The organism is Brevundimonas sp. (assembly GCF_030682035.1).
Classification (GTDB): domain Bacteria; phylum Pseudomonadota; class Alphaproteobacteria; order Caulobacterales; family Caulobacteraceae; genus Brevundimonas.
Map to the genome: position 1 here is coordinate 25,859 of NZ_JAUXQZ010000037.1, position 20,689 is coordinate 46,547.

General features: G+C 69.0%; 18 protein-coding genes. 6 read left to right on the forward strand and 12 right to left on the reverse strand.

The window, feature by feature from the left end:
• Positions 1-16: 16 nt before the first annotated feature.
• Entirely contained in the window at positions 17-1,195 is a 1,179-nt protein-coding gene (locus Q8K49_RS10225) for an MFS transporter (protein ID WP_305305794.1), read from the forward strand.
• Here Q8K49_RS10225 and Q8K49_RS10230 read toward each other — a convergent pair.
• The 3 genes from Q8K49_RS10230 to Q8K49_RS10240 form a co-directional block, all read right to left on the reverse strand.
• Positions 1,159-1,755 carry a hypothetical protein gene (locus Q8K49_RS10230; RefSeq protein ID WP_305305795.1) on the reverse strand — a complete coding sequence of 199 codons (597 nt, stop codon included), beginning with the start codon at positions 1,753-1,755 and terminating at the stop codon, positions 1,159-1,161. The two genes, Q8K49_RS10225 and Q8K49_RS10230, sit on opposite strands and share 37 nt — an antisense overlap.
• 114 nt (positions 1,756-1,869) lie before the next feature.
• Complete coding sequence (locus Q8K49_RS10235) at positions 1,870-4,392, reverse strand: tipN (RefSeq protein ID WP_305305796.1); 2,523 nt, start codon at positions 4,390-4,392, stop codon at positions 1,870-1,872.
• Between the two features lie 127 nt (positions 4,393-4,519).
• Complete coding sequence (locus tag Q8K49_RS10240; RefSeq protein ID WP_305305798.1) at positions 4,520-4,708, reverse strand: hypothetical protein; 189 nt, start codon at positions 4,706-4,708, stop codon at positions 4,520-4,522.
• A gap of 191 nt (positions 4,709-4,899) precedes the next feature.
• Here Q8K49_RS10240 and Q8K49_RS10245 point away from each other — a divergent pair, with 191 nt between their 5' ends.
• Complete coding sequence (locus Q8K49_RS10245; protein WP_305305800.1) at positions 4,900-6,366, forward strand: phospholipase D-like domain-containing protein; 1,467 nt, start codon at positions 4,900-4,902, stop codon at positions 6,364-6,366.
• On the opposite strand, the gene Q8K49_RS10250 is transcribed toward Q8K49_RS10245, so the two are convergent.
• From Q8K49_RS10250 to folD, 5 genes are all read right to left on the reverse strand, one after another.
• Positions 6,353-7,090 (reverse strand): endonuclease/exonuclease/phosphatase family protein, encoded by a 738-nt coding sequence (locus Q8K49_RS10250; RefSeq protein ID WP_305305802.1) that lies wholly within the window; start codon positions 7,088-7,090, stop codon positions 6,353-6,355. The two genes, Q8K49_RS10245 and Q8K49_RS10250, sit on opposite strands and share 14 nt — an antisense overlap.
• Positions 7,091-7,172: 82 nt before the next feature.
• The gene (locus Q8K49_RS10255; RefSeq protein ID WP_305305804.1) at positions 7,173-7,865 is read right to left on the reverse strand and encodes a TPM domain-containing protein; all 693 of its coding nucleotides are present in this window, start codon (positions 7,863-7,865) and stop codon (positions 7,173-7,175) included.
• On the reverse strand, positions 7,859-8,650 hold the full coding sequence (locus tag Q8K49_RS10260) for a YgcG family protein (RefSeq protein WP_305305805.1): 792 nt from the start codon (positions 8,648-8,650) through the stop codon (positions 7,859-7,861). The genes Q8K49_RS10255 and Q8K49_RS10260 overlap by 7 nt, the downstream gene beginning before the upstream one ends.
• Before the next feature lie 23 nt (positions 8,651-8,673).
• The gene (locus tag Q8K49_RS10265) at positions 8,674-9,345 is read right to left on the reverse strand and encodes a LemA family protein (protein ID WP_305305807.1); all 672 of its coding nucleotides are present in this window, start codon (positions 9,343-9,345) and stop codon (positions 8,674-8,676) included.
• Between the two features lie 52 nt (positions 9,346-9,397).
• Positions 9,398-10,321 carry a bifunctional methylenetetrahydrofolate dehydrogenase/methenyltetrahydrofolate cyclohydrolase FolD gene (folD, locus tag Q8K49_RS10270; RefSeq protein WP_305305809.1) on the reverse strand — a complete coding sequence of 308 codons (924 nt, stop codon included), beginning with the start codon at positions 10,319-10,321 and terminating at the stop codon, positions 9,398-9,400.
• A 99-nt stretch (positions 10,322-10,420) separates the two neighbouring features.
• Here folD and Q8K49_RS10275 point away from each other — a divergent pair, with 99 nt between their 5' ends.
• Both Q8K49_RS10275 and fni read left to right on the forward strand, forming a co-directional pair.
• On the forward strand, positions 10,421-12,247 hold the full coding sequence (locus Q8K49_RS10275; protein WP_305305811.1) for a PPC domain-containing protein: 1,827 nt from the start codon (positions 10,421-10,423) through the stop codon (positions 12,245-12,247).
• Positions 12,248-12,285: 38 nt separating this feature from the next.
• On the forward strand, positions 12,286-13,308 hold the full coding sequence (gene fni / locus Q8K49_RS10280) for a type 2 isopentenyl-diphosphate Delta-isomerase (RefSeq protein ID WP_305305813.1): 1,023 nt from the start codon (positions 12,286-12,288) through the stop codon (positions 13,306-13,308).
• Positions 13,309-13,396: 88 nt separating this feature from the next.
• Here fni and hutH read toward each other — a convergent pair whose 3' ends face one another.
• Complete coding sequence (gene hutH / locus Q8K49_RS10285; protein WP_305305814.1) at positions 13,397-14,923, reverse strand: histidine ammonia-lyase; 1,527 nt, start codon at positions 14,921-14,923, stop codon at positions 13,397-13,399.
• A 163-nt stretch (positions 14,924-15,086) separates the two neighbouring features.
• Positions 15,087-16,757: a urocanate hydratase gene (gene hutU, locus Q8K49_RS10290; RefSeq protein WP_305305816.1), complete on the reverse strand. Its 1,671-nt coding sequence runs from the start codon at positions 16,755-16,757 to the stop codon at positions 15,087-15,089.
• Here hutU and Q8K49_RS10295 point away from each other — a divergent pair.
• Both Q8K49_RS10295 and hutI read left to right on the forward strand, forming a co-directional pair.
• Positions 16,756-17,676, forward strand: a complete 921-nt coding sequence (locus Q8K49_RS10295; protein WP_305305818.1) for an agmatinase family protein — start codon at positions 16,756-16,758, stop codon at positions 17,674-17,676. The two genes, hutU and Q8K49_RS10295, sit on opposite strands and share 2 nt — an antisense overlap.
• 139 nt (positions 17,677-17,815) lie before the next feature.
• Complete coding sequence (hutI, locus tag Q8K49_RS10300; protein WP_305305820.1) at positions 17,816-19,021, forward strand: imidazolonepropionase; 1,206 nt, start codon at positions 17,816-17,818, stop codon at positions 19,019-19,021.
• 169 nt (positions 19,022-19,190) lie between these two features.
• On the opposite strand, the gene Q8K49_RS10305 is transcribed toward hutI, so the two are convergent.
• Positions 19,191-19,808 (reverse strand): nitroreductase, encoded by a 618-nt coding sequence (locus Q8K49_RS10305; protein WP_305305822.1) that lies wholly within the window; start codon positions 19,806-19,808, stop codon positions 19,191-19,193.
• Between the two features lie 8 nt (positions 19,809-19,816).
• A complete protein-coding gene (locus tag Q8K49_RS10310; RefSeq protein WP_305305824.1) occupies positions 19,817-20,680 on the reverse strand; it encodes an alpha/beta fold hydrolase in 864 nt (287 codons plus the stop codon).
• Between the last annotated feature and the right edge of the window lie 9 nt (positions 20,681-20,689).

Sequence of the window (20,689 nt, forward strand, 5' to 3'; positions counted from 1 at the left end):
TGCTATTCCGCCGACCATGAACCCCGCCCAGCGCATGGCCCTGCAGTATGTGTTGCTCTTCGGCGCCACTGGCGTGAGCCTTCCGTTTGCAGGCCTGTGGTTGAGCGCGCAGGGGTTGAGCGGAACCCAGATCGGAACCGTGCTGGCGGCCCCGATGCTGGCGCGAATCATTACTGGACCCCTGCTGGCCGTCTGGGCCGACGGTTTCCGGCTGAGGCGCACGCCGATCGCGTTGCTGGGACTGATCATGGCGTTGGGCTACGGGTTCGCCGGTCTGGCCGACAGCTTCGCCCTGCGCGCCGTCGGCTGGTTCATCGGGGCCACGGCCATGGGGGTGTTGGTGCCCCTGACGGATGTCATGTCCCTCCGGCTCGCCTCCCGCCTCGGCTTCACGTTCGCCGTTCCCCGAGGGGTGGGCTCAGCCGCCTTCGTTGTCGCCAATATCGGCATGGGCGTGCTCCTGCTGGCCACGCCGGTCGACGGGATCATCATCTGGATCGTGGTCGCGTCGCTTGGCTTCGCCGCCACCGCCGTCCTGGCGCTCCCGCCGGAACCCGTCGCCGATGGCGCGCCGATCCTGGGCCGGGAACGATTCCGGGGACTGGGCCGGTTGCTGGGTGATCCGGTCTTCCTGATGACGATCTTCGCCGTCGGCGCGGTCCAGGCCGCCCATGCCTTCCAGTACGGCTTCTCCGCCATCCTCTGGAAGGCGCAGGGGATCAGCGAGGCCGTGACCGGCCAACTCTGGGCCTTCGGTGTTGTGGTCGAGATCGCGCTGATGTGGCTGTTCGAGCCGTGGCGTCGCCGCGTCGGCATCGGGCCCTGGAGCCTGCTGATGGTCGGCTCGGCCGCGGCCATCCTGCGCTGGAGCGCCATGGCGCTGGCTCCGCCGCTCTGGCTGCTATGGCCTCTACAGGCCCTGCACGCCCTGACCTTCGCAGCCACCTTCCTGGCCGGGATCCAACTGGTCGAACGCCTTACTCCGCCCGTTGCCCATACGGCGGCGCAGATGCTCAGTTCAGTCCTGTCCGCCGGTGTGTTGATCGGCCTTGCGACAGCCGTGTCGGGTCCCCTGTACGACCGCTTCGGGGCGGGCGGCTACTGGGCCATGGCCGCGTTGGCCGGCGCAGGCTTGCTCGCCGCCATCCCATTGCGCGGTCAGTTGGCGCGGGAGCGGGGCAGGGGCGGCAGGTGAAGCGCAATCGCCTGGGCTGCGGCCTTGACCGCGCGCTGAACCGCCGCGTCAGTCTCATGCTCGGGCGCGCGCAACAGGCCGATCACCGGCGTGTCCGGCCCGTCCGGCAGGCCGGAAAGGACGCGGTATAGCAGATAGCTGCCCGCATCCTCCTCTGAGTCGGAACTGGCGTCGGCGGCCAGTCCGGCCTCGTTCAGCGCCCGAACGATGTCCGCGACCGGCGCGGTCGCCCGCGCCATTCCCGGCCCGACGACGTCCAGCCGACCGCCGTCCAGCGACCGGTTTTCCGCCCGGATCTGTATCCGGAAGGCGTCGCTGCGCCGCGTGCGGCCAACCAGCAGCAGGCCCCGGCAGGACCGGTCGTCGAGATGGGCGGACAGGATGGTCGCCAAGGCCTCGGGTTCGCCTGCGGCCACCGCCAGTGTCCGGGCGCCGATCGGGCTCCAGGGCGCCCCGGACAGATCCTCGACCGGATCCCAGCCCGCTTCCTCGACGTCCCAGGCGCAGATGACGAGCGCCGGTCGGAAGTCGGGGGCGGCCTCGTCCTTGGGCTCAAGCATGACTGGCCTGTATATGACAGAAGTGTGACGCAGACCGGCACGGTGTCGCTACCCGCACCCCGGCGTCAAGGCGCAATCGCCCTTGGGGACGTCAGCGGGGTTAGAATTCATGCGTCAGGCGAGATCGCCAACGGCTGCGTCCAGCAGCATGAACGCCCGTCCGCCGTCCGATGTCAGACGTCCCAGGATTCCGGGTCCGTCGTTGGCCCCGGCGCGGGTCGCCAGATCGCGCGAGAAGCCGCGAACATAGGCCTCGGCGTCCGCCCGTAGATCGGGGTCCGTCAGCACGCGGCGCGAGACGCTGCGGACCGCCGCCGGCGCCACCCGCCGTACGATCTGGCGCGCCCGATCCGGATCGCGCTCGGCCACCGCTTGCGCCGCCTCCTCGACCCGGGAGCGGGGCAGCAGGGCGTTTGGGTCGACGCCCATGCGCCGGATGGCGGCGGTGATCCGCGCCTCCAGCGCCTCCAGCGCCTCGGCCGCCTCGGGCGGCATCACGGGTGTATCGAGGTCAAGAGGGGCCTCGCCCGGGCCGTCATCGATCAGATCGTTCCAGTCCAGCCGATCGCCCGCGGCCGCGCCCGATCCGGGCATGGGCTCCAGCTTCAACCGCCCACGGAGTCCAAAGGCGCGCGGCTCTTCCCCCTTGGCGGGGCGTGGACGTCCGGTGTCGGCTTCAGCGGAGCTTGGCTGAGACGCCGGGACCGGCTCGCGGCGGCGCAGGGCAGGTGTGTCGCCCGACACCACTCCCATCAGACGCACGGCCTCGGTCAGCATGTCGTAGTTGCGTCGCACCCGCTCCTGGAAGCCGGCGTCCAGCGCCTCTGTGTCGGCGGCGGCTTTCTGCGAGGCGGCGGCGAGGGCGGCCAAGCCTTCCTCGACCGAGGCCCGGACCGCCTCAACCCGTTTCTGGGCTTCTTCGGGCAGGCGGGAGGCGCGTTCATCGAGATCGCCGATAGTATCGTCGATCTGCGCAAGGGCCGCGGTCATCCGTTCGACCGTCGCTTCAAGGCGTTCCAGCGCCCGATCCCCGGCCTCATCGACCAGTCCGCCGGTCTCCGTGACAATCTTGCGGGCCGCGTCGATGCGGGCGTCCGCCGCCTCATCGGCCTTCTGCGCCGCGTCGAACAGCGTTTCACCCAGCCGGTCGGCCCGCACCTGGGCCTGTTCAGCCGCATGGGTCGCGGCCGCGCGGGATTCCTCGGCCGTGGCCTGCAGCGCGGACAGGGCGGATCGGGTCTCCTCGACCAGAGCGTCGCGGGCCTCGGCCGCCAGGGCCTCAAACCGGTCGAGCGCCAATTTCGTCGCCGCGTCGAAGCCGTCAGCTTCGCGTTGGGACATCTCAACCAGGGCTCTGAACTGGTCGGTCGCAGCCTCGACCAGGTCCTTGATGGTCTCGGTCGTCCGGGTCGAGGTGTCACCGAGTTCCCCGGCGGCGGTGCGGGTCGCCGAGAGCTGTTCGCTTAACTGCGCGCGCTGGCTCTCAACCTGGGCCGAGAAGTCTTCCTGATCCGTACGCAGCGCATAGGCGGCGGTGACCAGGGCGGCGCGTTGCTGGCCCAGGCCTTCTTCGACAGACTGGATCTGCTCAGCGACGCCCGATCCCGCATTCTCAAGCCGCAGGGTTTGGCGCGCCAGATCGTCGGCAGCGACCCGTGCGGCGTCCTGCGCCTCGCTGGCGGCGGCGGCCAGGTCGGCGGCGCGGGCGGCCAGTGCGGCTTCGGCTTCGCGAAGCTGGGTCTGGGCCAGGTCGGATGCGTCGACCACCATCCGGGACTGCCGCTGGACGGCGTCGATCACGCCGGATGCCTGACTGTCCATCTGTGTGGCCAGAACCTGCATCTTTTCACGCTCGTCGCCCAGTTGTTCGGCGAGGCGATGGGCGCTGCGGCCGGCCGTCTCGGCGGCTTCGTTCAGCCGGTTCGTTTCCTGCGACAGAGCCTCACGTAGCAGGGCCATGTCGTTGCGGGCGCGCTCGGCCGCCAGCGACGCCTGGTCGATGTCGTTGCGCAGCGAGTGCAGGACCTCCCCGGTCTGCTGGGCCGCGAGGGCGGTAGGGGCGATCAGTGCCTCGGACAGTTCGCGGGCGCGGCGGGTCTCGGCGGCGAGCCCGGCGCCCTGACGGACGGCGTGGGCCAGCATGATGGCCATGCCGGCCGGGGCCAGCGCGATCAGCGCGTACACGGCCAGCCTGAGCGGCTCCAGTTCGACGGCCCCTGAACCCACCTCGAACGCCAACCACGCGGCCACGCCGCCCACCCACAGCGCCGAGGCGACGCCGGCGACCAGATAGGCGTGACGGCCGGACGGAGCGGGGTTCTCGCGACCCGGGATTCGAACCGGAGCAGCGGGCGGCACATATGCGACCGGCGTGGCGTCCGCCGACACGCCGACCTCCGGCATAACGGCCTGTGTGGGCGCGGCGCGCCCGGCGTCAGCCAGCGCCCTTTGCTCCGCGCGGCGTTGGTCATCAGCGAGCCGGCGTCGCCGGCGTTCGGACATTGGGCGATCGACTGCTGCAACCGGATCACTTTCCGGGAGTGAGAGATCGGCGGTTTCCAGAAACGGCTCGGCGCCCAACGCCGCCGATTCGGGTTCGGTCAAATTCAGCACGGGCCGGTGACGGGGTGATTTCATGGAGCAGCGATCTCGTCACGGTGCGCGTCGACAGCTGACACGCGATAGGACGTTTTGACCCTAACGAGTCAATCGCGGCGCGCAAAGTCGAGGGTGCATGATTTCGAGACAGTCGATCCGTCAAGGATCAGCAATCCTGTTTGCGCTCGGTCGATGCGGCGAGCACTGCGGCGGACGGGCTGTCGCCGCAATCACGAACGCGATGGATTTCCCGCTGGGGCGTCTGTCGGGCGTCGAGGTCCACGCCGAACTGCGACAAGGCCGCAGCGGCCAGCATGGCGACGAACCCTGCGATGAACTCGATCAGCGCTTGCATCGCCGATCCCCCTTGCCCGACTGACGGCGGTTCTTATGCCCTTAAAACCGCGTTCGGACAATCCGGGCCCACATGAACAAAGCGTCACCATTGACCCGGTGCGCATCGACGTGGAACGGAAGTCGCCGGCACGCGTCCTGTAGAGCTTGGGCGCACACATCGCCGTCACGCGAATCGGCCAGACCTGCGCCATGAACGAACCGGGGCACGACCAGAGCCACAGCCTGCTGACGCCGGGCCGCAACTGCTGGCGGGTCGAGACGGCGGAGCGGTTCGCGGTCCTGATGGAGAACGCGGCCTATTTTGACGCCCTGCGTTCGGCCCTGAGGAAGGCGCGCCGATCAATCGTCATCCTTGGCTGGCAGTTCGATCCCCGCACACGGCTGGATCCGCAGAGCTCGCATGATGATCATCAGGCCCAGATCGGACACCAGCTCCGCATGCTCGTGAAAGCCCATCCGGAGCTGGACGTGCGGCTATTGATCTGGAAATCGCCGCTCCTGATCGCCGCGTCACAGGGCTTCTACCCGCACAGAGCGCAAGGCTGGTTTCGCAAGCGGATGGTGGAGTTCCGGCTCGATCCGCCGCCGACGTTCGGCGCCTGCCACCACCAGAAGGTCATCATTATCGACGACGCCCTAGCGTTCTGCGGCGGCGGAGACATCTCGACGGATCGGTGGGATTCCGAGGAGCATCTGGATGGCGATCCTCGCCGCTGTCAGCCGTCCGGCCTGATTCCGTCGCCCCGTCATGAGGTGATGGCGGTTATGGACGGGGCCGCCGCGAGGGCGTTGGGCGACCTCGCCCGGGAACGCTGGTTCCGGTCCACTGGCGAGAGGACCATCGCCCACGAGGCTGACAGCGACCCTTGGCCTGATGGCCTTGAACCCGATCTGCACCAGACGCCGGTGGCCATCGCCCGCACCGAACCGGCTGCGGCCGGGCGAGCCGAGGTCCGCGAGAACGAGGCCCTTCACCTCGACGCTATCCGGCGCGCGAAACGGCTGATCTATATGGAGAACCAGTATTTCACCTCGCCTGTCATAGCCGAAGCCCTGGCGGCGCGGCTCACCGAAGAGGACGGACCCGAGATCGTGTTGGTCTCGACCGGAACCAGTCCCAGCTGGTTCGACCGGATCACCATGGATACGGCCCGCTCCGAAATCCTGTTTCGGCTGGAACAGGCCGATCGCCACAACCGCTTCTTCGCCTTCACCCCCCATACGCGCGAAGGCGAGCGGATCATCGTCCACGCCAAGGTCTCGGTCTATGACGACGCCGTGCTGCGCATCGGCTCGACCAACCTGAATAACCGGTCGTTCGGCTTCGACACGGAATGCGACATCGCCGCTGAGCCGACGGACGCCGTCGGCCGGGACGCCGTTCGCCGGTTCCGCCAGCGCACCATCGGGCACTGGATCGGCGTCAGCGGCGAGGCCTTCGGCGCGGTCGAGGCCATCACCGGAACGGTTGGGGAGGCGATCCACCGGTTCGACAACGGTCGAATGAAGGTGCTCGGGGCTGAGCCGCCGTCGCGGGTCGAGCGCATCATCGCCGAGTTCCAACTGGGAGATCCGACCTCGACGCGGGACGCCTTTCGTCCGTGGAAACGGCGCACCCGGTCGCACCGCACCCTGCCGTCGCCTATGGAACCCTGATCTCGAAATCGATGATCAGCGGAAGATGGTCCGACGCCATCCTGGCAAGGGGAGAGAAGGGCGCCCTCACCGCCGTCACCAGCAACTCCGGACTGGTGAAACAGTGGTCGATCCGGATGGCCGGAAAGCTGGACGGAAACGTCTTGACCGAGGGCTTAAGCCCCAGACTGCGCTGACAGTCGGCCAGCCGCCGGGCCAGCGTCTGATACGGTCGGGTGACCGAGGTCGCGTTGAAGTCGCCGGTCAGCAGGGTCGGCCCGACGCAGTCCGGATGGCCCAGCCAGTCCGGCCCGACCAACGCCGCCGCCTGCAACCGCTGCTCGCGCGGTACAAGGCCCAGGTGGGTGTTGATGACATTCAGTTCGACGCCGTCGAAGTCGATCACCGCCCATATTGCGCCGCGCGGCTCAAGACCCGGCACGCCGCGAATCGTCGGCAATGGTCCGGACTTTACCAGTCGCTCGGGCCGAAGGGTCAGAACGGCGTCGCCGTACTGTTCGGCCTCAACGCGCATTGCGGCGTGGAAATGGAAGCTCATGGCCAGGCCATCGGCGATCGCCTGGGCTTGGTCGACATAGCCCGTGCGGGCGCGGCCCACGTCCAGCTCCTGCAGGCAGACGATGTCGGGCTCATGCTCGGCGATCACGCCCACGACGCGGGCCACGTCGAGCTTGCGATCGACGCCGACGCAGCGGTGAACATTGTAGGTCAGCAGACGGGGCATGACGTCCTGGAAACGGGCCGGGCGGCGGTCAGGCCAATACCACGGCGAATACGACACCAAAGCGGCGACGGGCGACCTCGGTTCAGATCAGGACCAGCCGATCCTCGATCTCATTGGGGTTTACCGGTCGCGGGGGAAAATGCTCGGCCAGAACGTCGCCGCACAGGCCAATCGCAACTTCGAAGCCGGCGGCCGGATCCCCGTTCTTCATGCCTTTGGCCAGCGCCTCGACGGCGTCGGCCCAGACGGCCTGATCGACCTTGCTGTGGATGCCTTCATCGGCGACGATCTCGACTTGATGGTCCGACAGGGCGGCGAAGATCAGCACGCCGGTCCGCTCGTGCGTCATGTGCAGGCCGTGGGCCAGAAACTGCTCCATAGCTGCGCGGCGGACTCGCGCTCGTCGCACGCTGCGCGGCGTGACGATACGCCGAACGCCCGGGATCGAATTCAGCAGGAAGACGGTCACGAAGACCGCCGACTGGATCAGGGCGTAGGCGGCCAACGACTGGCCTACCACCACATCGGTTGAGGACAGATGGGCGGCCTGCCAACCGTCTCCCAAGCCCGGAACCCAGGCGGGATCAAAGCCGAACGGGATCAGGCCCAGCGGCAGCAGCAGAGCCGCGGCCGCCGCCCAACCGAGTGAGATGTCGCGATAGGACGAGACTTGTCGCGCCAGAACGCAGAAGATTTCGCCAGAAGTCTTCGCCTCAGCCGCCGCGATTGCGGCCCCGATGCGGCTCTGAACCTGGGGAGTCAGCTTGATCACCATCCGCCCGATGCTCCCCCGCCGCCGAAACTCCCGCCGCCCCCGCTAAAACCTCCACCGCCTCCGCCAAATCCACCGCCGCCGCCACGGCCGCTGCTTCTCAGTGCTTCCGCGGCGGCCCAGAGCAGTATGGGACCGACGCCGCTGGGCCGTCTGCGACCCCGCCCCCCGCCTCCGCCGATCATGGCCAGGATCATCAGGATGAAGATTACGGCGATCACCACCCCGACGCCGATCGGCGCCTCGGATCGGGGTCGTTCGGCCGCCGCGGCGCGGGCCTGCGCCTCGGCCGGGTCCAGCCTCAGCTGGCGGTCGATGGCGTCGACACCCTGTTCGATGCCGCGCTCGAAATGACCTTCGCGGAAGGAGGGCAGAATCTCGTTCTGGATGATCAAGGCGGACAAGGCGTCGGTCAGAACGGGTTCGAGGCCGTAGCCGACCTCGATCCTGACCTTGCGTTCGCGGGGCGCGACGATGAGCAGGACGCCGTTGTTTTTCTCAGCCTGACCGATGCCCCAGGCGCGGCCGAGCTGATAGCCATATTCCTCGATCTCATAGCCTTGCAGGTCGGGCACGGTGACGACCACGACTTGATCGGTCGTGTCGCGTTCAAGCGCCTCCAGCTTGGCGGCCAGCGCCGATTCCTTGGCGTCGGAGACCAGGTCGCCGTGATCGATGATCCGCCCGTTCAGAGGCGGAAAGGTCGGACCGGCGGCCAAGGCCGGAACCACGGCCCCCAGCCAGACAACGGCCAGCAGGGCCGCCATCAGGCCCGCGGCCTTGATCATAAAAGAACCAGGAAGGCTGCGGATCACTGCGCCGCCGGGGCCGCACCGGGCGCGACGGCAGGTGCTGCGCCGCCGGGCTGAGCGGGATTCAGAGCGTCGAAATTGACCCCCGGTGCGGTCTGGGCGGCCGCGGTCGCCGAGAACAGCTGCATCGGCTCGGAGCCGCCGTGGATGGTGTTGGCCCAGATCACCGTGGGGAAGGTGCGCAGCGAGGTGTTGTAGTCGCGCACGGCCTCATTGTAGTCGCGCCGCGCGACGGCGATGCGGTTCTCGGTGCCTTCCAGCTGGGACTGCAGGGCGATGAAATTCTGGTTCGACTTGATGTCGGGATATCGCTCCACGACCAGCAACAGCCGCGACAGCGCCTGCGAGAGTTGGCCTTGGGCGGCCTGATAGCGCCGGAAGGCGGCCGGGTCGTTCAGCGTCTCGGGCGTGACCGTCACACCGGTGGCCTGCGCCCGGGCCTCGATCACCTGGGTCAGGGTGGTCCGCTCGGCGATGGCCGCGCCCTGGACGGTCGCCACCAGGTTGGGGATCAGGTCAGCGCGGCGCTGGTACTGTGACTGGACATCGGCCCATCTGGACTTGGCCGCCTCCTCCTTGGTCGGGATGGCGTTGATCCCGCAGCCTGTGATGGCGGGCGTCAGGATGACGACGGCCGCAAGGGCCGAAACACGGGGCGAGAAGCGGATCATCGACGTCTCCTGACGGGCCAGAGTCCGACTATCGGGGTTCAATGGCGACGGTTCAAGCGTCCAGAGGCTCGGGCGCGACGCCGACCGACCGGCAGGCGGCCGTATAGGTGTTGGCCAGCAGGCAAGCGATGGTCATCGGCCCTACGCCTCCCGGCACGGGCGTGATCCGTCCGGCGACCGCGGATGCCTCGCCGAGGGCGACGTCGCCCACCAGCCGGGTCTTGCCTTCGGACGCCTTGATCGGGTCGCGCGACGGTACGCGATTGATGCCGACGTCGATCACGGTCGCGCCCGGCTTGATCCAGTCGCCGCGCACCATCTCCGGACGGCCGACGGCGGCGACCAGAATGTCAGCGGTGCGGCACAGGGCCGGGAGGTCACGGGTCCGGGAATGGGCCACGGTCACGGTGCAGCTCTCGGCCAGCAGCAACTGCGCCATCGGCTTGCCGACGATGTTGGAGCGGCCGACGATGACGGCGTTCAGCCCGGACAGGTCGCCCCGTTCGGCCTTCAGCAGCATCAGACAGCCCAGTGGCGTGCAGGGGACCAGCCCCGGCAGGCCGACCGCCAGCCGCCCGACGTTGACGACGTGGAAGCCGTCCACGTCCTTGTCCGGATCGATCGCGCCCAGCACGGCCGCACTGTCGATGTGACGGGGCAAGGGCAACTGGACCAGGATGCCGTGGATGCCGGCGTCGGCGTTCAGCGTGGCGATCAGCGCCAGCAAGTCGGCCTCGGAGGTTGTGTCGGCGAGGCGGTGAGTGTCGGACCGCATGCCTGCGCGCTGGGTCGTTTCGCCCTTGTTGCGGACATAGACCTGGCTGGCCGGGTCCTCGCCGACAATGACGACGGCCAGGCCAGGCTTGACCCCGTGCGCCGCTTCCAGCCGCGCCGAAGCGGCTGCGACGCGCTCCACCAGGCCGGCCGCGAAGGCCTTGCCGTCGATCAGGGTCGCGCGGGCGGGGTCGGCCGTCATGGATTTCGGCTCCGGTCGTCAGGAATCGTGCGGTCGCCGCGATTTACAGAGGGCGCGGTTCGGCGTCTATGATCAGACTTGCATTCAGGGGGATTATCCATGCGCCGTAAGACCATTCTCGTCGCTGTCAGCCTGCTGGCGTTGTCGGTTGCAGCGCCGGTGCTGGCCCAGCAAGCGGAGACCCTGTCTCCCGGCCGGACCGTCGAGGGTCAGATCGCGGACGGAGACGGCACAGCGGCCGATGACGCCTATCGCTACGACGACTATCTGATCCGCGCCCGCGCCGGCCAGAGGATGGAAGCCGTCATGCGCTCAGAGGCGTTCGACGCCTATCTCGAGGTGTTCCATCAGGGCGACGCCGAGGCCATGGCCAGCGACGACGACGGTCTCGGCGAGGGCACCCACTCGCGGCTTCGTTTCACGGCGGATCGGGCCGGAACCTATGTGCTTCGGGCCCGGACACTGTCGGGGATCGAGGGCGGGGCCTACACCCTTGGTCTGACGCAACGTCCGCCGGCGGGTCGTGCGCCGCGGCCCACGGGCATCCGCGTCGGCCAGTCGATCCAGGGCGCGTTGACGGCCGGCGATCCGGAGAGCGAAGGCGGCCAGGCCTATGACGCCTACGCCTTCCGGGCCCGCGCAGGGGACCGGTTCAGCATCGACCTGAGTTCGGAGGCCTTCGATTCCGTGGTCCGGGTCGGTCAGATGCGAGCCGGCGAGTTCAACGAACTGGCCATGAACGACGACACCCTGGAGACGGGCCTCAATTCGCGCCTGATCTTCACGGCGGCGGCGGGCGGCGACTACATCATCCGGGCGACGCCGCTGAGTCCGGGTGACGAGGGCACCTATACGCTGGCCCTGGCGCGCGGGCCGGAGTTGGCCGCCGCCCAGGCCCTAGAGATCGGCGGTTCGGTCAACGGATCGCTCGCCGAGGGCGACGGCAAGGGCGCGGACGGCGCCACCGCCGACGTCTACCAGTTCTCCGGACAGGAGGGTCAGCGCGTCCGCATCGACATGAGTTCGGAGGAATTTGACACATATGTCGAGCTGTTCGACGCCAACCACGTCAGCCTGGCCGAGGACGACGACGGCGCGGCCGAGGGCACCAATTCCCGGCTGACCTTCACCTTGCCGCGATCGGGCGTCTATTTCATCGAAGCGCGCGCCTTCACCGAAGCGACGGGCGGCTATTCGCTGTCGGTTTCCGAGGTCGAGCCGGAGAAGGCTCCCGAGACGCTGGCTTTCGGCTCGCTGATCCAGGGCGAGATCAGCGAGGCCGATCCGACCGATAGCGAGGACCGCGGCTTTGACGCCTTTGCCTTCAGCGGCGTCGCGGGCCAGCGGGTGCAGGCGATCATGCGGTCCGGCGATTTCGATACCTATCTGCAGGTCGGCCGAGCGGGAACCGAGTTCGAAGCCCTCGCGTCCGATGACGATGGTCTCGGCGAGGGCACGGATTCCCGGCTCAGCTACACCCTGCCGGAAGACGGCGACTATGTGCTGCGCGTCTCGCCGCTGGGATCGGACGCAAAAGGCCTCTACGCCCTTGAACTGAACGACCGCGGACCGCAGCCGCAGCCGGGCAGCGTTCTGGTCGGGGCCACTGCGCGGGGCATTCTGACCGAGGCCGACGCCACCGCCGAGGACAACAGCTTCTACGACGCCTATCGGGTGACGTTGAAGGAGGACGAGAAACTGCTGATCACCATGGTCTCCAATGAGGTCGACAGCTTCCTGGTCGTGGGGCGCGAGCAGGACGGCGGGGCCTTCGAAGTGCTGGGCTCGGACGACGACAGCCTGTCGGACACCCATGCCAAGCTGGAATGGACCGCGCCGGCGGACGGCGTCTATGAGGTCCGGGCCGGAACCTTCCAGCAGGGCCAGACGGGGGCCTATGCCCTCAACGTCGAGAAGCAGCCGTAAGGGATCGCCCCGGGCCCGCCGGACGCGTAGGGTGACGCGTGTCCGAAATCGTGAACCGCAAGGATCAGCACCTCGACGTCATCCTCGCGGGGAGGGCGGCCCATGGGCTGGACAGCGGCTTCGGCGATGTTCGCTTCGTGCATGAGGCCTTGCCGGATCTGGATCACGGCAAGATCGACCTCGGGACCGACTTCCTCGGCCGACGGCTGAAGGCGCCCTTGTTGATCAGTTCGATGACCGGCGGGCCGGCGCGGGCCGAGGCGATCAACGCCCGGCTGGCCGAGGCGGCGCAGCATCTGGGCATCGCCCTGGCCGTCGGCTCGCAGCGCGCGGCGCTGGACGCGGAGGGCGCGACGCCCGGGTTGGATATGGCCCTGCGGCTCAGGGCGCCCGACACGCCGATTCTGGCCAATATCGGCGCGGCCCAGCTGATCCGGGGCTTCGGCGTCGACGAGGCGCGGCGGGTGCTGGACATGATCGCCGCCGACGCCCTGATCGTGCATCTGAACCCGCTGCAGGAGGCCTGCCAGCCCGAGGGCGACCGCGACTGGTGGGGTGTGGGCGCGGCGTTGGAGGCGCTGGTCAAGGCGATCGACGCGCCGGTGGTGGTCAAGGAGACCGGGGCCGGGATCTCGGCGGCCACGGCCAAACGACTGTTCGCCATGGGCGTGGCGGCGGTCGATGTGGCCGGGGCAGGAGGCTCCAACTGGGCCACGGTCGAGGGCGAGCGGGCCGAGGGCGAGAGCGACAAGGCGCATGCCGCCGCCTTCGCCGACTGGGGCATCCCCACGGCGCGGGCCATCGCCGAAATCCGGGCGGCCTGTCCCAAGGGCGTGGTCATCGGCTCGGGCGGGATTCGCGACGGCGTCGAGGCGGCGAAAGCCATTCGGCTGGGCGCGGACATGGTGGGTCAGGCGACCGGGGTTCTGACGGCGGCGACGGTGTCGACCGAGGCGGTGGTGGAGCATTTCCAGACCGTCATCCGCCAGATGCGCACCGTCTGCTTCTGCACCGGCTCGGCCAATTTGACGGCTTTGCGCAAGGCACCGCTTCAGCCGTGAAGGGGCGAGAGTCTCCATCGCGCCTTCCCGCTTTCGTCATCCCCCGGTCTGCGCCGCGAAGGCGCGGTTTACCGGAGGATGACGGAAGTCACGCCGAGGGCAAAAGCTCTCCGGCAAACACCCGATAGCGGCCGGCGCGGACGCCGTCGGTGGCGCGGGCGATGTCGGGGGCGAAATAGTGGTCGGAGCCGTAGGCGGCGGCGGCCTCGCGGACGATGGCGTAGACCTTCTCCAGCTCGGGCGAGGAGGTCAGTGGGCGGTGGAACTCCATCCCCTGGGCGGCGGCCAGCAGTTCGATGCCGACGACGGCGGCGGTGTTCTCGGCCATGTCCAGCAGGCGGCGGGCGCCGTGGGTGGCCATGGAGACGTGATCCTCCTGGTTGGCGCTGGTCGGCACGGTGTCGATGCTGCACGGATGGGCGACCATCCGGTTCTCTGCGACGAGGGCGGCGGCGGTGACCTGGGCGATCATGAAGCCCGAGTTCAGGCCGCTTTCCTTGACGAGGAAGGCGGGCAGATCGCTCATCTTCGGATCGACGAGGATGGCGGTGCGGCGCTCGGAGATGTTGCCGATCTCGCACAGGGCCATGGCGATCATGTCGGCGGCGAAGGCCACCGGCTCGGCGTGGAAATTGCCGCCCGAGATGACGTCGCCGTCCTCAATGAAGACCAGCGGATTGTCGGTGACGGCGTTGGCCTCGCATTCCAGGGCCGCGCCGGCGTTCTTCAGCACGTCCAGCACGGCGCCCATGACCTGGGGCTGGCAGCGCAGGGAGTAGGGATCCTGAACCTTGTGGCAGAAGTCGCGATGGCTGTCGCGGATGGCGGACCCGGCCATCAGGGCGCGCAAGGCGCCCGCGACGGCGATCTGGCCGGGCTGGCCGCGCAGCGCGTGGATGCGGGCGTCGAACGGGGCGTCGGAGCCCTTGAGGGCGTCGACCGACAGGGCGCCGGCGGCGATCCCGGCGGCGAAGGCGGCCTCGGCTGCGAACAGTCCGGCGAGGGCCAGCGCGGTCGAGCACTGGGTGCCGTTGAGCAGGGCGAGGCCCTCCTTGGGTCCGAGGACGAGCGGCTTGAGACCGACGCGGGCTAGGGCGGCTTCGGCGGGCAGGGTCTCGCCGTTGTGGCGGGCCTCGCCGACGCCGATCAGGACGCACGACATATGCGCGAGGGGCGCGAGGTCACCGGAAGCGCCGACCGAACCCTTGGACGGGATACAGGGCAGGACGTCGGCGTTGACCAGGGCGATCAGGGCTTGAAGCGTCTCGCGGCGGATGCCCGAAGCGCCCTTCGACAGGCTGGCGATCTTCAGCACCATCAGCAGGCGGACGACCCGGTCGTCCAGCAGGGCGCCGACGCCGCAGGCGTGGCTGAGGACGAGGTTCTTCTGCAGCGTCTCCAGATCGGCCGTGGCGATGGAGGTGTTGGCCAGCAGGCCGAAGCCTGTGTTGATCCCGTAGACGGTGCGCCCCTCGGCCACGATGGCGGCGACCACGGCGGCGCCGCGGTCGACGGCGGTCCAGGCGGCGGGGGCGAGGGACACGGCGGTTGGATGGTCGAGGACCGCCCGGAGCTGGGCGAGAGTGAGGGGGGATTGGCCGATGGTGAGGGTCATTCGAAACCTTCTCCCTTCCCCTCGAGGGGGAAGGGCCGGGGATGGGGTGGACGCAGGATGTCGGTTGCTATGGCACGCGAGGCGACGGCGCCTATCGCGCTTCCTCGGGAGAAGCCGGCGGCTCCACCCCCTCCCAACCCTCCCCCGTCGAGAGGGAGGGCTCTCATGCGACGCTCGGCAGGTTGAGGCCGTGTTCGCGGGCGGTGTCTTTCGCGATCTCATAGCCGGCGTCGGCGTGGCGCATTACCCCGGTGGCCGGGTCGTTCCACAGCACCCGTTCCAGCCGTTTCGCCGCCTCGGGCGTGCCGTCGGCGACGATGACCACGCCCGAGTGCTGACTATAGCCCATGCCGACCCCGCCGCCGTGGTGCAGCGACACCCAACTGGCGCCGGAAGCCGTGTTCAGCAGGGCGTTCAGCAGGGGCCAGTCGGACACGGCGTCCGATCCATCAATCATTGATTCCGTCTCGCGATTGGGGCTGGCGACCGAGCCGCTGTCCAGATGGTCGCGGCCGATGACGATGGGGCCACTGAGTTCGCCCGAGGCCACCATATCGTTGAACATCAGGCCCGCGCGGCAGCGGTCGCCGAGGCCGATCCAGCAGATGCGGGCGGGCAGACCCTGGAAGGCGATGCGTTCTCCGGCCATGTCCAGCCAGCGGTGGAGGCCGGCGTTGTCGGGGAAGAGGGTCTTCATCGCCGCGTCGGTCTTGCGAATATCGTCCGGATCGCCCGTCAGGGCCGCCCAGCGGAAGGGGCCGATGCCGCGACAGAACAGCGGGCGGATATAGGCGGGGACGAAGCCGGGGAAGTCGAAGGCGTTGCTGACGCCCGCGTCGAAGGCGACCTGTCGGATGTTGTTGCCATAGTCGGTGACGGGGATGCCGGCGGACTGGAAGTCCAGCATGGCCTGGACGTGGACGGCGCAGGAGGCGCGAGCCGCGGCCTCGACGGCGGCGGGGTCGGAGACGCGCCTGTCCTCCCATTCCGCCACGGTCCAGCCCTGCGGCAGGTAGCCGTTGATCAGGTCGTGGGCGCTGGTCTGGTCCGTGACCAGATCGGGGCGGACGCCGCGCCGGAAAAGTTCAGGCAATACATCAGCCGCATTGCCCAACAGACCGACGGATATGACCTTTCCATCGGTCTTCGCCTGTTCGATCATCGCCAGAGCCTCGTCCAGCGTTTCGGCCATGACGTCGAGGTAGCGGGTCTTGAGCCGCATCTCGATCCGGCTGCGCTGGCATTCGACGGCGAGGCAGGAGGCGCCGGCCATGGTCGCGGCCAGCGTCTGGGCCCCGCCCATGCCGCCGAGGCCCGCGGTCAGGATCCAGCGGCCCGACCAGTCGCCGCCATGGTGCTGGCGCCCGGCCTCCATGAAGGTCTCGTAGGTGCCCTGAACGATGCCCTGGGTGCCGATGTAGATCCACGAGCCAGCCGTCATCTGGCCGTACATCATGAGGCCCTTGCGATCGAGCTCGTTGAAATGCTCCCAGGTCGCCCATTTGGGCACCAGGTTGGAGTTGGCGATCAGGACGCGCGGGGCGTCGGCGTGGGTGCGGAACACGCCGACCGGCTTGCCCGACTGGACCAGCAGAGTCTGGTCGGCCTCGAGGTGGCGGAGTTCCGAGACGATGCGGTCGAACGACGGCCAATCACGTGCGGCCTTGCCGATGCCGCCATAGACCACGAGGTCCTCGGGCCGCTCGGCCACCTCGGGATCGAGGTTGTTCATCAGCATGCGCAGGGCGGCCTCGGCCGCCCAGGTCTTCGCCGTCATCTCGAGACCGCGCGGGCTGCGGATGACGCGGGTGTTCGGGGTCTGTTGAGTCGTCATGGCGGCCTCTCTACGCTGCCACCCCATGACCTTGGAAGACTCAGACGCGCTGGGCTGGCGCAGCATCGCCGATCTGATCGGCGATCACCCCGACGCCGACGTCGCCCTGATCGGCGCGGGGCTGAACGAGCGGTCGTTGACGCCGGGGCGGTGCGACCTCGGACCGAAGGCGTTCCGGGCGGTGCTGCCGCGGTTCTCGACCTATGATGTGGAGACGGGCAGGACGCTGGAGGGGAAGGTTCACGATGCGGGCGACGTGGCGCTGAAAGGCGTCTCTCCGGCCGACGCCTTCGCTCCGGTGCGCGATGCGGTGGCGGGGCAAGGGAGCCGCGGGCTGACGGTCCTGATCGGCGGGAACAACGCCATCACCCGGCCCGGCCTGCACGGGCTGGGGCTGGTGCGGACCGGCCTGCTGACGCTGGACGCCCATTTCGACCTGCGCGACACGGATCAGGGTCTCACCAACGGCAATCCTGTGCAGGCGCTGCTGGAGGACGGGCTGGCCGGCGAACGGATCAGCCAGATCGGTCTGGCGCCCTTCGCCAATACGCGGCGGGCCCATGAGAAGGCGAAGGCTGCCGGCATTTCAGTGCGGACGGCGCGGGAGTGTCGCGATCAGGGGCTGGCGGCGGTGGTCGGGCAGGAGCTGGAGCGGCTTTCGGCGCTATGCGAGGTCATCTATGTCGATTTCGATATCGATGTGATCGACCGCAGCCAGTGGCCGGCCTCTCCGGGCGCGCGGCCGGGCGGGGTGTCGGTTCAGGACTTCTTCGATGCGACGCGGATGATCGGGGCGCATCTGAAGGTGAGGGCCGTGGACCTGACCGAGTACGATCCGTCGCTGGAGATCGGCGACCTCGGCTCGTTGACCGCGGGGCGGTGGTTCTGCGAACTGCTGGCCGGGTTTGAAACGCGATGACAGACCGCACTCAGAACCCCTCTCCCGAGGGGAGAGGGGCAGGGGTGAGGGCCTCCGGCGGTCGGCCGGTTTGCACCGTAACCCCTCACCCCCCCACCGCTGCGCGGCGGGTCCCTCCCTCTCCCTCTGGGAGAGGGTCATGAGATTGATCACTGACTGCCGCCTGGCGGCGATGGCCCTCGGCGGCGAGCCCTACGGTGCGATCGAGGACGGCGCGATCCTGATCGGCGACGGGCGGATCGTCTGGGCCGGGGCGCGGGCCGATCTGCCGGCCCATGAGGCGACGCAGACCGACCGGCTGGGCGGACGCTGGGTCACGCCGGGGCTGATCGACTGCCACACCCATCTGGTGTTCGGCGGGGATCGGTCGGGCGAGTTCGAACAGCGGCTGGGCGGGGCGACATACGAGGCGATCGCGCGTGCGGGGGGCGGCATCGTCTCATCCGTGGCCGCCACGCGGGCGGCGTCGGAGGATGATCTGTATGCGTCGGCGCTGACGCGGCTGGCAGGGCTGAAGGCGACGGGCGTCACGTCGGTCGAGATCAAGTCGGGCTATGGCCTCGACCGCGACAGCGAGCTGAAGATGCTGCGCGTCGCCCGGCGGATCGGGCGCGAGGCGGGGGTGCGGGTGCGGACCAGCTACCTGGGCCTGCATGCGGTGCCGCCGGAGTGGAAGGCCGATCGGGCGCGCTATGTCGATCTGGCCGTGGACGAGATTCTGCCCGCCGCCCACGCCGAGGGGCTGGTCGATGCGGTCGACGCCTATTGCGAGCCGATCGCCTTCTCCACCGAGGAGGTCGGACGGCTGTTCGACAAGGCGAAGGCGCTGGGCCTGCCGGTCAAGCTGCATGCGGATCAGCTGTCGGACGGCGGCGGGGCGGCGCTGGCGGCGAAATATGGAGCGCTGTCGGCGGACCATGTCGAGCACACGGGCGAGGCGGGCGTGCGGGCCATGGCCGGGGCGGGTGTCGTGGCCGTGCTGCTGCCGGGGGCCTATCTGATGTTGCGCGAGACAACGCCGCCGCCGATCGCATTGCTGCGGCGGCATGGCGTGGCGATGGCGGTGGCGACGGACTGCAATCCGGGCACCTCGCCGCTGGCCTCGATGACGGCGGCGATCAACCTGGCCTGCGTGCAATTCCGCCTGACGCCGGAGGAGGCGCTGGCGGGGGCGACGCGGATCGCCGCGCGGGCGCTGGGGCTGGAGGATGAGATCGGCACGATCGAGGCCGGGAAAGCCGCCGACCTGGCGGTGTGGGACATCGAGCGGCCGGCGGAGCTGGCCTATTGGCTGGGCAAGCCGCTGCTGGCGCGGCGGATGATGGGCGGCGTCTGGGATGGGTAGGCTTCACGCCGTGTCCGGGCCGAATCGCGGCAGGCTGCGGGCGGAGATAGCCGCCATGCTCAACCGGCCCGACCGCACCGAAAACCTGCTGACCGCCCTGCTGGTGCTGGTTACAGCCCTGATGGCGGCGGCGACGCTGGCCGGGCTGGGCCTGTTCGGCGCCTGACGCTCAGTCGCGCCAGGTGGTCAGAGCCGCTACGTCCGGACGCGGCCGCTCCAGCAGTCGCTCGGCGACATGGCCGATGTGGATGAAGCCCGCCACCTGTTCGTCCTCGCCGATCCCGTACAGGGCCGTCGCCTCGCGGTCGTAGCTGTACCAGTCGGTGATCCAGCTGGCCGAATAGCCCAGGGCGTTGGCGGCGTGCTCGAGGTTCATGCCGACGGCGCCGGCGGACAGCTGTTGCTCCCAGCGTGGGACCGTGGCGCCGCGAACGGGGGCGGAGACCACAAGAATGGTCACGGGCGCGGCCGTCAGCTTGGACAGAACCCTGGCGGCCTTGCCGGGGTCGGACTGGCGTTCGGCCAGGGGGGCGAGGGCGCGGGCCAGGTCGGCGCGGCATTGCGGGCCCATGACCACGAACCGCCAGGGGAAGAGTTTGCCATGATCGGGGGACCGGGCGCCGAGGGCGAGGATGTCGTCGATCTCGCGGGGCGTCGGACCGGGACCCGTCAGGGCCTGAGCCGGAGCCGAGCGGCGGGTGGCGAGGCGCCGGCGCATCTCGTCCGAGGCGGTCGGGGCGGGGATCGGATCGCCGAGGGCGAAACGGGGCAGGGGAGGAACGGTCATATGGAGGGTCAGGCGTCCTTCAGCCACTCGAGGATGCGTCGGGTGATCTCGTCCGGACGCTCGCGATGCAGGAAATGGCCACAGCCGGGCAGGACGTCAAACCGGTAGGAGCCGGAAAACCGGTCCGCCTGGGCTGCCATCGGCCCGGCGCGCACGTCGTCGGCGCCGCACAGGGCGAGCGTCGGGACCGTGATCGGGTCGTCGAGCCTCGCGCGCAGGTCCGCCAGCGCCGGGTCCTGGCGTGTCGGGTTGAGAGCGGCGCGATAGTAGTCGAGCGTGGCCGCAACCGCGCCGGGCCGCGCCAGCATGGTCTTGACGCGGGCGATGTGGGCGCGGTCGTCGTGGTCGGGCGACCAGTCGTTCCACAGATAGTCGATGAAGGCGAAGTCGTCGGCGGGCACGACCTGTTCGGGCAGGTTCGGCAATTGGAAGAACCACCAGTGAAAGGCGCGGTGGATCTGGGCCGGGGAGGTCAGGCTGCTGGCGATGATGGCCGGGTGGGGAACGGCCATCAGCACGGCGCGGCGAACCCTCTCCGGAAAGGCGGCCAGGACGCCGTAGGACAGGGCCGCGCCCCAGTCCTGCCCGACGAGGCAGCAGGGTTCGTCCCCGTTCAACGCCTTGATCAGTCCGGCGATGTCCAGGGCCAGGGTGGCACGGTCGTGATAGCCGCCGGCGACGACCTCGCTGGGTGGGTAGCCGCGCAGGAAGGGGGCGACGACGCGATAGCCGGCGTCGGCCAGGGCCGGAATCTGATGCTCCCAGGTCCAGGCGTTGTCGGGATAGCCGTGCAGCAACAGCGCCAGCGGACCGGAGCCCGCCTCCAGAAAGGCGAAGTCGATGCCGTTCGCCCGGATGTGGCCCTGCTGCATTCCCCGTCC